General features: G+C 55.5%; 2 protein-coding genes. Both read right to left on the bottom strand.

The window, feature by feature from the left end:
* A partial coding sequence (locus WBB95_RS22540; protein WP_424489583.1) for an HlyD family secretion protein occupies positions 1 to 1068 on the bottom strand: 1068 nt, incomplete at its 3' end.
* 200 nt (positions 1069 to 1268) lie between these two features.
* Entirely contained in the window at positions 1269 to 1484 is a 216-nt protein-coding gene (locus WBB95_RS22535; RefSeq protein WP_424489582.1) for a DUF1656 domain-containing protein, read from the bottom strand.
* Positions 1485 to 1914 lie beyond the last annotated feature (430 nt).

Here is a 1914-nt window from a genome sequence, read left to right as displayed (position 1 = left end):
GACACCCTCAATCGGTTGGTCGTGATGGCCCATCAGCGTAACAATCGCTCGATCACCTTGCTTGATGTGTCTTAGTTTCGTTTCCTCGAAATAGGCATGCACTCGAAACGTATTGCTATCGACAAAGGCAACCAGTGGCGACCCGGTGACAGCAAATGTGCCTTGATTGACATACAGATTCGTAATATATCCGTCACTCGGTGCGTAGATCTTCGTCCAGTCCAGCTTGAGTTGTGCTTCGTCCAGGGCCACCTTGGCACTTCGTACCCGCACGTTTGCTTCACCCGGCGCGCCCAGATTCGCCTTGGCTTCATCTAAACTTGCGTCTGCCGTCACCAGCGCGGCCTCTGCTTCGGCCAGTCCGTTTTGAGCAATCACCAGCCTGGCTTGTGCTTCGCCCTCACCGGCTTTTGCCTTTGCGAGTGTGGCCTGTGCCTGGCTTAAACCGGCATTGGCGCTGTCAAGTTGAGCCTGATACGCGGCGACCGCCGCCTCTTTGGCTTGAGCGGTTTCGACAGAACCGGCTTTCCTTTCCGCCAGGCGCGCTGCCCGTTCGGCTTCGCGTTTGCCTTCCTCCAGTATCGCCTTTTGTTGAGCGATCATTGCGGTAGCCGCCACAATGCCAGCTTCGGCTTCGCTAGTGGCAGCTTCAGCCGACTTGATTCCTGACTGGGCTGCGTCGACCTGCCCCCCAGCCGAAGTCACAGCCGCCTTGTTCTGCTGGACGACTGCCTGCGCCGCTCGGACCGCAGCCTCCAGCGCTTCGACGTCTTCTCGGGACTGATCTAATGCAACCTGGTCCTTGTTCACCGCCAGTTGGTAATCGCTGGGATCAATCTGGAATAGCAATTCGCCCTTACGCACGAATTGATTGTCCTTGACCGCGACTTGAACGATATAGCCCTCAACCCTCGGAGCGACCTTGATGATATCGGCCCGCACCTGTCCGTCACGCGTCCACGGCCGATCGGTGTATCGGCGATAAAGGATATACGCCGCGAGCAATGCCACGACGACGAGTATCACGGTGACAAGTTTGGGCAGAATCTTTTTGGCGTTCTCGGACATCGTTATCTCTGGTTCCCTGTTGTGGTACGCACTCCGTACCGTGATTGACGACGCCCACCACGGCGGGTGGACTCAGCGTCGTGCCACGCGGGACTTTGGCTCAGAACCCATACGACTCCGACGCGAGATCGAGGGACTATCGGCAAGACGTTTTCTCTCGCTTGCGCGTCGCACGGTTGTGTTATGACCTCCCTATACTTCTACGGGGGAATAACAAACAGACCGAGCAGGGACGTTGTCAGGACCCACAACGCCACAAACGCCAGACCCGGATGCCAAAAAAATCGACTAAGTCCGGTCCAGTTCAGTAGCCTGGCGATTGCCAGCGCGCCTATAAAACCAAACAGGACTGTGAAGAAAAATGGCGGGAAGTAAATCCAATCCAGCGATACCTCCGAGGGAACTCTTGCGAACATGATCGCGGCCGACTGTTATGATGAACTTCGCGAACGTAAAGCCACAATCTTTCATTCTAATTCGCCCCCTCGATACACGCCAATTTGACCGTGGTTGACGTCTATTTCGCTGGCGAACGGAAGTATTTCGGCGTGTCAAACTTTGCAGGTTATCCGGATGATGCGGAATATTCGTTCCTCGACACCCGATAGGCCTGCAAGCCGTCCGGGCCATGCCTTACCCGCATAATCGATACGACCGGAACTTACCTACGTCGACAGGAGCACGAATTACTTGCTTCACCGTATGGAACTATTCATTTTTTGGTGAAAATACCGATTAATCCAAACGCAAGGGTTGTTTTGACGGCCCCGATAAAGCCGGTTATCGCGGGCCTGGTAACAGTCCCCGTCAGGGTTTCACCGTTCCGCTCAACGTCCCGGCCACGGA

The sequence above is a fragment of the Pseudomonas sp. genome (assembly GCF_049645325.1).
Classification (GTDB): domain Bacteria; phylum Pseudomonadota; class Gammaproteobacteria; order Pseudomonadales; family Pseudomonadaceae; genus Aquipseudomonas.
Note: the sequence above shows the minus strand (reverse complement) of the source record. Positions and strands in the feature narration are given on the sequence as shown.

Excerpts from the sequence above, each read along its gene's own strand:
- WBB95_RS22535 (WP_424489582.1), bottom strand. The coding sequence starts at position 1,484 with ATGTTCGCAAGAGTTCCCTCGGAGGTATCGCTGGATTGGATTTACTTC.